This window comes from Pseudonocardia pini, from assembly GCF_013870575.1.
In the GTDB taxonomy this organism is placed as follows: Bacteria; Actinomycetota; Actinomycetes; order Mycobacteriales; family Pseudonocardiaceae; genus Pseudonocardia; species Pseudonocardia pini.
Window position 1 is genome coordinate 1 of the sequence record NZ_JACBXB010000198.1, and the last position, 8,017, is coordinate 8,017.

General features: G+C 63.9%; 10 protein-coding genes and 1 pseudogene. 2 read left to right on the forward strand and 9 right to left on the reverse strand.

Annotated elements, in window-relative coordinates; genetic code table 11:
• From H5J29_RS13650 to H5J29_RS13660, 3 genes are all read right to left on the reverse strand, one after another.
• Positions 1-218: hypothetical protein (locus H5J29_RS13650; RefSeq protein ID WP_181781322.1), on the reverse strand; the 218-nt coding region annotated here is incomplete at its 3' end.
• A complete protein-coding gene (locus H5J29_RS13655; RefSeq protein ID WP_181781323.1) occupies positions 215-562 on the reverse strand; it encodes a hypothetical protein in 348 nt (115 codons plus the stop codon). The genes H5J29_RS13650 and H5J29_RS13655, both read right to left, overlap by 4 nt.
• Positions 559-1,038 (reverse strand): plasmid replication, integration and excision activator, encoded by a 480-nt coding sequence (locus H5J29_RS13660; protein ID WP_220187382.1) that lies wholly within the window; start codon positions 1,036-1,038, stop codon positions 559-561. Before H5J29_RS13660 ends, H5J29_RS13655 begins: the two co-directional genes overlap by 4 nt.
• A 160-nt stretch (positions 1,039-1,198) precedes the next feature.
• Between H5J29_RS13660 and H5J29_RS13665 the strand changes: the two genes are divergently transcribed.
• Together H5J29_RS13665 and H5J29_RS13670 are read left to right on the forward strand one after the other, a co-directional pair.
• Complete coding sequence (locus tag H5J29_RS13665; RefSeq protein WP_181781324.1) at positions 1,199-1,942, forward strand: helix-turn-helix domain-containing protein; 744 nt, start codon at positions 1,199-1,201, stop codon at positions 1,940-1,942.
• A 12-nt stretch (positions 1,943-1,954) separates the two neighbouring features.
• Complete coding sequence (locus tag H5J29_RS13670; protein WP_181781325.1) at positions 1,955-2,425, forward strand: NUDIX hydrolase; 471 nt, start codon at positions 1,955-1,957, stop codon at positions 2,423-2,425.
• Here the strand turns inward: H5J29_RS13670 and H5J29_RS13675 are convergent.
• The 6 genes and pseudogenes from H5J29_RS13675 to H5J29_RS13695 form a co-directional block, all read right to left on the reverse strand.
• Positions 2,416-2,976 (reverse strand): HD domain-containing protein, encoded by a 561-nt coding sequence (locus H5J29_RS13675; RefSeq protein WP_181781326.1) that lies wholly within the window; start codon positions 2,974-2,976, stop codon positions 2,416-2,418. The two genes, H5J29_RS13670 and H5J29_RS13675, sit on opposite strands and share 10 nt — an antisense overlap.
• Before the next feature lie 44 nt (positions 2,977-3,020).
• Complete coding sequence (locus H5J29_RS13680; protein ID WP_181781327.1) at positions 3,021-3,548, reverse strand: hypothetical protein; 528 nt, start codon at positions 3,546-3,548, stop codon at positions 3,021-3,023.
• 134 nt (positions 3,549-3,682) lie between these two features.
• The gene (locus tag H5J29_RS13685) at positions 3,683-4,630 is read right to left on the reverse strand and encodes a type II toxin-antitoxin system HipA family toxin (protein WP_312858207.1); all 948 of its coding nucleotides are present in this window, start codon (positions 4,628-4,630) and stop codon (positions 3,683-3,685) included.
• Positions 4,631-4,639: 9 nt separating this feature from the next.
• Positions 4,640-4,954, reverse strand: a pseudogene (locus H5J29_RS35030) (HipA N-terminal domain-containing protein); the annotation flags it as partial.
• Positions 4,951-6,594, reverse strand: coding sequence for a DUF262 domain-containing protein (locus tag H5J29_RS13690; RefSeq protein WP_312858206.1), 1,644 nt, complete (start codon positions 6,592-6,594; stop codon positions 4,951-4,953). The pseudogene H5J29_RS35030 and the gene H5J29_RS13690, both read right to left, overlap by 4 nt.
• A gap of 464 nt (positions 6,595-7,058) precedes the next feature.
• On the reverse strand, positions 7,059-7,724 hold the full coding sequence (locus H5J29_RS13695; RefSeq protein WP_181781330.1) for an 8-oxoguanine DNA glycosylase OGG fold protein: 666 nt from the start codon (positions 7,722-7,724) through the stop codon (positions 7,059-7,061).
• Positions 7,725-8,017 lie beyond the last annotated feature (293 nt).

Sequence of the window (8,017 nt, forward strand, 5' to 3'; positions counted from 1 at the left end):
GCCGCCTGCACCCGCAGGTCCGCGTCCGGGGCGGAGTCGACGAAGAACGCCTCCGAGCCGAGGTCCCGGCAGGCGGCGGCCTGGTGCCAGGCGGGGACCCCAGCGCCGTCGAACAGCAGCGCCCGCAGCGTCGAGCGGGTTCCGCCGGGGCCGAGGCGCTCCAGGCCTGCGGTGCCGACGACCTTCCGGACGCGGGCGAGGACACGATCGGTGCTCATGCCGACCACCTCGCGGCGTCCGCCTCATCGGCCGTCGCGCCGTTGGCGCGGGCGGTCCAGAAGGCGGCGGTCTCGTTCCAGAAGATCGCATCCCCGCGGGCCTTGGCCGACGCCTCGATGACCGCCTGCCGGTAGGGCCAGGCGACCTCGGAGGAGCTGTGCCGGGTCAGCACCTCCCACCAGTGTCGTTCACGGCCGAACAGGTCGGCGATCGTGCGGGCACGGGCCGCGGACTGCGCGGGCGTGTCGTACGGCATCCGGAACGCGGCGGTCTTGGCCCGCCAGAGTCGGGTGAGGGCGCGGTCGACGAGGACGGAAGCGGGGATCACGGTCGGGGCGCTCATGCCGCGTTCTCCTGGCTCGGCGCCGGGCGCTCGGTGGTCTTCGGCGCCCGGATGCCTGAAGCCCGCACCGAGTAGGCGACCTTGGCCCGGCAGCGGTGGCGGCGTCCTGGCTCGGCCGGCGTGCACGCCTTGTCGTCCATGTACGGGACGACGACGAGCCCCTCCAGGTAGACCGGCCGGAACGGGGTGCCCGGCATGACCGGCGGCAGCTCCGGCTGGCGCTCGGCGACGACCTTGACCTTCAACCGGTGCAGCCAGGCCGGGGCGTTCTCCAGGTCCCCGGACTGCACCGTGACCATCCACAGCGGAAGCCCGGTGTCCTTGTCCCTGGCCTGCACGAACTCGTCCGGACCGCGCCCGGACGCGTCGAAGTCCTTGATCGGCTCGACACCGGAGACCAACCAGGCCCCGAAGGGCATCAGCTGCTCCATCGAGCTGGGGAACTTGTTGTAGGCGGCGTGCGTGTTGCCCTGCATCACAGGTGACTCCGTGAGGTCCGCGGACCCGGCCGACCCGGTGTCCGTCGGCTACTCACTCTCCGCAGATTCCGTGGACGGCTTCACCACGCGGCTGGACAAGTGAGGACGTCTGAGGGACGATTAAGTCGTCCCTTAAGTCGTCCCCTCGGGAGTGGCAGTGGCGAACGAACGGCTCCGCGACGCACTGCTCAGCGCCGGGCTCAGCACCGCCGAAGCGGCCGAGAAGATCGGCGTCGACCCCAAGACGGTCGAGCGCTGGATGACCCAGGATCGCACCCCGTACCCCAAGCACCGCAACGCCTTAGCCGCTGTGCTCGCTCAGCCGGAGTCGTACCTGTGGCCCGCAGCGCTGCCACCCGAGCGTCAGGCCAGCATCGCCGCGTCCGAGATCGTCGGGGCCTACCCGCACCGCAACGCCGTCCCGCTCGATCTGTGGGACCACCTGCTCACCGAGGCCCGCGACCGCATAGACGCCCTCGTGCACGCCGGGCAGTTCCTCGTCGAGCGCCCCAACTTCATCCGCACCCTGTCCGAGAAGGCCGCCGCCGGCGTCACGATCCGGATCAACTTCGGGGACCCGGCCTGCCGCGCGGTGACCCTGCGCAGCGAGGAGGAGCAGCTCGGTAAGGGCGTCCTCGCCGCCCGCATCCGCTACGGCCTCGCCGCCTACAAGCCCCTGCTCGACACCCCCGGCATCGAGTTCCGTTTCCACAAGACCACGCTGTACAACTCGATCTTCCGCTTCGACGAGCAGATGATCGTCAACGCCCACGTCTACGGCGTACCTGGAGCCCACGCCCCCGCCCTGCACCTGCGCAAACTCGGCGCCGGGGACCTGTTCGACACCTATGCCAGCAGCTTCGTCGACGTCTGGAAGCTGTCGAAGCCCGCCACATGGTGAACCATTGAGTCCGTGACCCGGACCGACTACCTCGACGACCCCGACGCACCCAAGCCCAACAGCATCGTCATCGCCCTGTCCGCGTTCGTCCTCGACGACGCCGGGCGACTGCTCATGATCCGCCGCACCGACAACGACAAGCATGCCATCCCCGGTGGCCGCCACGAGCTCGGCGAGACCATGACCGAGGCCGTCATCCGCGAGACCATCGAGGAAACCGGCATCACCGTCGAGGTCACCGGCCTGATCGGCATCTACTCCAACCCCCACCACGTCATGGCCTACGACGACGGCGAGGTCCGCCAGGAATTCTCCATCTGCTTCCGCGCCCGCCAGGTCAGCGGCGAGCCGCGCACGAGCGACGAGTCCTCCGAAGTCCGCTGGGTCGACCCCGCCCAGCTCGACGACCTGGACATCCACCCCTCTATCCGGCTCCGCATCGACCACGGACTCCAGGAACGGGCAGAGCCCTTCTACACCTGACCCGCCAGCCCGACCGAGGCGATCCACGCTTCCGCGCGCTCGACCGCGCCCACCCGCTCCGCCATGCCCTCGTCCAAGGCCTGCGTGACGTAGTGGTCCGGACCGTAGCGAGCCCGGACGTCGTCCATCCGCTCCGCGAAGGACATGCACTGCCCGTCCGGCCCAATGGTCATGTCACACCACCACAGCAGATCCCGCGTCAGCGTCCGCTCATCGGAGAACTCCGCCAGCTGATCCGCCACCCCGAACAGCTCCGCCTCCGCGGCCGCCGAGGAGTGCATCGCGACGAGGCCGACGAGTCGTTCCAGGACGTCCGTGCTCACGAGGTACCGAGCCCCGTCGAGAGGATGAAACCCGGTCGTCGCCAGCTCCGGGGCATAGCCGACATCGTGAAGCCACGCAGCAGCGTGCAGCAGCTCGCCGTCCTCCCCCAGCGCCTCCGAGAGCTGCCCAGCGCGACGAGCCACCGCCTGCACATGCGACCACCGACGCGGCAACGCCTCCGCCAAGCGATCACGAGCCGTCTCCTCGGCCCACCCCACGAGCTGCACTGGGTGACCCTACGGCCGAGCTCGAAGGAGAGCGGGCCGGCCGGTCAGTAGCCGAAGACGCACAGGCCGCGGACGTTGGTGTAGTTCCGCGGGACGAAGAACGAGGCCATGCGCTTGACCACGGTGTTGAACTCGCGCCGAGGCGACATCGTGGCGTTCTGGCGCAGCTCCTGCGGCACCATCAGGAACAGGTAGTTCGCGTGCTCGCACAGGTGGCACTTCCAGAAGTCGAGCAGGTCCATGTTGTTGATCGTCGTCTTGCCCCGCTCGACTTCGAGCAGGATGCCGGTGGCACCGACGGGTAGGTAGTAGTCCGGCCGGAGCGCGCGGTTCTCGTAGCTGTCGAACAGGCCTTTGGACTCGTCGACGAAGCCCAGGTCCCGGGCGAACTCAGCGAATGTGGCTTGCACGAGCGCGCTGGACTGGCCCGGCATATTCGCGATCGCGAGTTGCTCCAAGGCCTCCGGTTCGTTCAGGTGCGCGAGCAGCTTCTCCGCCACACCATGCACGGTTGCCCACTCAGCTCCGTCCGCCACATTCTGCTGCACGAACGCCCGCATCACCACGGCCACTGCCGCACCCTATGCAGCGGACACCACGCAAGTCCGCCCGCACTGCCGGATGCACCTCTTATGGATCAAGGCTGGTGGGTGCGGATCGCCTTGCCGCTCCGCTCACGGCGCCCCGCACCCACCAGCTCACAAATTCACCCGAGTAGGCGCCGAGACTGCCTGTCGATCGCTGCATCGATGCCTTCGAGGACTGCTGACGCGGCGTTGAGTTCGTCGCGGACGCGCGGCCAAAATTCCGCGGCTCGGATCGCCGTCTCTCTCGCAACGTCAGCCAGGCCCAGTCCCTTGGCATGCAGGCGGTGCTCCAGGTGCTCGACCGAGCTCAAGGTAAACCGCACATAACGGTGCGAGTTCGCCCATTTCAGTGCGAGATCCTTCTCCTTGTCCAAGATGTCGTCGTACGGGGCGGCAGAGGCGATATCGTAGGCGGGGGCAATTGTCGGCGTACGCGGGTCGCTGTAAATGAGCGACCAATTTTTCAGGTGAGCGTCGCTGTTTTCTATGAGGACGTTGAGGGTGAGCCTGCGAATGAACTCGATGAGAGCGGCTTCGTCGCGACCTCGAAAGAAGTTGGATGCCACCGTCTCGTAGTTGCCGAGATACTTATCATCTGGGTAGAATCCACGGACCTGTGCGAGGTCTTCAATGTGTATGCGACCGCCGTCCGGACTCCGATCGAACCTCCGTGTTGCATAGGCAAATTCCTCGTTGCTGCGCCAGTACTTGAAGTCAAGACCGAGATCTTCTCTGGAGACAAGCCGAATCTCCGGAACATCAACTCCGAGAAGCGAGGCCAGCTTCATCATGCCGAACTCATTCTGCGGAAGATTGCGGAAGACCTGATGAGGCAGTTTTACGATCCAGTCGCCGAATTCGCCGTGGGCGGGCATGGTCAGGCGGGACTCTTTGGTGAGCATCGACAGCTTGATTCCGACGCCAGCCAGGGAGAATCGCCACTCAAGAACTCGGTCGCCAGCCGAAGCATCGTTCCCGTCTGCGTCCCTCAAGTAACGATCACCTGACTCGTCGAGATCTTCGCGATCTGTATCCAGTGAGTTTTCAGTCACCGGCTCCGGCAGCACATATACTGCCCCTGGGAGATCCCTCCCTACGTGGGCTAACAACTCCATTTCCCGCGTAGGCGCAACACCACGTTCCTGCGCAACTAAGTCGCGGGTTGGCCCTTCAGGAAGCAGGTTACTGAACCACGGAGGGACCCTCATCGTGGAGCTGTGAGACGCAGTGAGGTCGTCCTCGAAGTAGAGGCTAAGCACCTCGCGCTCTGGATCATCGCGATAGGACTCGTCGATCGAGAACCTGGTGTGATCGCCGCGTTTCGTCAGGCGGCCGACTCGTGAGTCTCGGAGCCAGACGCCAAACGCGTCATCCGCTTCTGAACTATTCACGGCCGATCGCTGACATCATCCTCGTCATCAACTACAAGATCAGACAGTGAGGGTGTGTCCTCGAACTTCCACTCACATTCTCGCTCAAGGAAGGCTTCAAGGTTCGCTTGCAGAAGCGAGTCTCGGCCTTCAATGAAGTCAGCGATCTTCCCGGCCGCGAGCGCATCTACTACTGCATGATTGAGGTTGTGTGAGCGGAGAACATGGATCCATGTGCGGTCATCAATTTCAGATTTCCTATTCGCTAGGAAGGATAATACTTCGTCTACCGGCTCGTCTTCAGACGGGAGCAGAATGCGGTTCGCTGCCCACATTGAGAACTGTGGTGGAGTGGACCGTCGCGGAAAGATGTAATGAACGGCATCGGCGGCTGTGGGACGGTCGGTAAGCAGATCGGCTAGATTCTGTGCCTCAAATGGCTGACCAGTAGTTAGCGACCTTGGCTTCGCCGCCCACCAAGCGCACAAGAGCATCTTCGTCGACGCTTCATTCGTTCGGAAGCGGTGGAGGTTAGGCATCGATCGATCCGACTTATTCACGGCGTCCAGGAGATCGGTGACCGAGCGAGATAGATCGTTCGGGTAGACGCGCGAAGCAAGCAAACGCATGCCGCCGGTCACGTTTCCCTTGAAGATCTCCGGACCAACGACCGAGGCCCTCCAATACCACCTGCGTAGAAGCTGAAGATTCCGCTTGTCGGGCTTTGGGTGGTGAGCGAAGAGGCGCGTTAACACAATCAAAAGGTAGCGATACGACAGGAGACTGAAGTGTGGAACGCCAGCCTCTCGCTGTAAGAATTGTACCGCTCGGGTTAGGGCTTCCTCACCGGCTTGATACGCGGCGTCCCGACCTTCTCCGCGAAACTCCACCGTGCCGCGACGGTCCTGATCGTCAAACTCAGAACGAATCTCGCGGGTCACATCAGGCGCTCGACGCGCCAGAATTCCACGAAGAACGGTGTCATCATCTATGATGCCAAAGCGCAGCTTGCTGTCGATATTCTCGGCAATAGTATCGATATCGAGCGTAGTTGCGTCGGCGCCTTCGTCGCCTGCGTACAAGGCGGAGAAAATTTCCGCTCGACTGAGTCGCTTGCCATAGTTGTTCATTCGGTCGAAGATGTCCGTCAGGACGGTCTCATCCTCATTCTCGACCTGATAGGCGGGAACCCGGAACTGGCGAATAATCTTCGCGACGGCCGTTGCCTCGTTCAGGAGTTCGGAAATCTCTGGGTTCTCGCTGAACCACCGGACGAGCTTCTGCAAGTCAAACAATATTGGAAGCGGGATATGCCAAGATTCGTCGCCTGGAGACCGCCCTGCGAACCTCTTCCCTTTAAGGTCATAGGTGAGTGCGAATCGTGGGTCGTTCTGGCCATCCTCGTGCAGAGCGTTTGCCAAGCTAGTGAGGCGTTGTTGGCCGTCCACGACCCAGAAGGCCCGACCCGTGTCAGGGGCATCAATGGTCAGACTGCCCAACTGAATGCGTTGGGCGGCCGCTGGTCGTAGCCAGAGGAGCAAGCTGCCTACTGGGTAGCCTTTGATGATGGAATCAAAAAGACGGATTACGTCCTGTCGTCCCCATCTGAAGTCTCGCTGAAAATGTGGTACTCGGATATGGCCACGCCACGCCTCACTCACCAGATCTTCAACGTCGTAAGTGGTCGCACTTGGCCCACTTCTAAGCCCGGAAGTCAATTGACGCTCCTTCTGTAGTGGTCCACCGGCGCGACGGTTCGTAGTCTAGGCGAACGGCGGGGACAGCCACGAGCCATCTACCTGCTGTGTTGCGGCGATGCTCCTCGACAGCTCGATCATCTCGTCGCGGTGGTGGCGTCCAGGGCGCTTCGCGTCGCTGCGCGAGCGGCTTCGCCGCCCCTGGACACCACCACCGCGACGAGCAACCAGACAAGCACGAGGGCAACGGAGGAAAAATGGTCTCTCTTCCAGGTTGACTCCTGGACGAGCGCCAGCCTAGCCAGTGGTCGAGCCTTCTAATCTCTAGCTAGCAGGTTGTCGGTCAGGTTCGGCGTTCTTGAGCTCGTGAGAAGAGCCTGCGTTCAAGCTCGTCCGCGGCGGCGTCTGCTCCGGTCGCTGCTGCGTAATCAGCTGCCCAGCCGGCAAGGAGTTCGCAGTATCTGAGGTACGTGGCAGAAGGCCACCACGTCCGTCCGTGTGAGCGAGGTCCACCCGCACTCCTTCTGCAGTGTGTCAGCGACGAAGGAGTCGAGGATCAGGCACGGATGCTCGGGGTCCCCACCGCCCGCGAAGTACAGGAACTTCGTGAAGAAGGGCGGCCCGAGGCACGCGAGCGCGTTCGACTTCGTCGGGCGGAGAACCTGGTAAGCAGCCCGTGGATCGGTCCGAGAGAGAACAGCTGCTTGGCGGAGCACATCGCCCCCGTCGGACGCGCGCACCACAGACTCGATGCGCTTGCGGTTGAGACGGTGCCGTCTCCCCGTCCCCCAGCTCAGGCTGGCCCAGAGGAGACGGCGTGCACCGAGAGCGGAGCGTTTGGCGTCCTCAGCGAGGTCGAAGAGGTTCCCGCGTGTGAGGTGCTCCTCGCTGGGCGGCTCTTCCCCGGCGAAGGGTGTCTTGGCGAGCGCGTCTCGCCACCATGCAGGGGAGACAGGTATCGAGTGCTCGAAGATCGCGTCCTCGCGAGTTCCCAGCGGGCGGAGCCAGTCGGGACGCGGCAGCGCCTCCATGTTGATTCCCCCAATCAGCGCTCTGGCGAGCGTCGCAGCCTCTGCCGCGGTCCGCGATGCCACGTCCGGGTTGTTGCCATGCGTGTTGCCAAGTATCTAACTGGCGCCGTGCCGGGGCGGCCCGCACTGAACGATCGACCTGCGAACCGGCACAGTCTGAACCACATCGGACGGTCAAAGTTGATTTTGCAAGGCGGGGGTTAGGGGTTCGATTCCCCTCGTCTCCACCAGCTGACCAGCGCAGAGCGGTCATGCGGCTGTGGTCGGGACGGTCGGCAGCAGCAGGTGCGACGGGTGGTCGGGGCCGCTGTGCGGCGTCTGGCGGGGGAGTACCTGGACGCCGTCGCGAGGCGGCA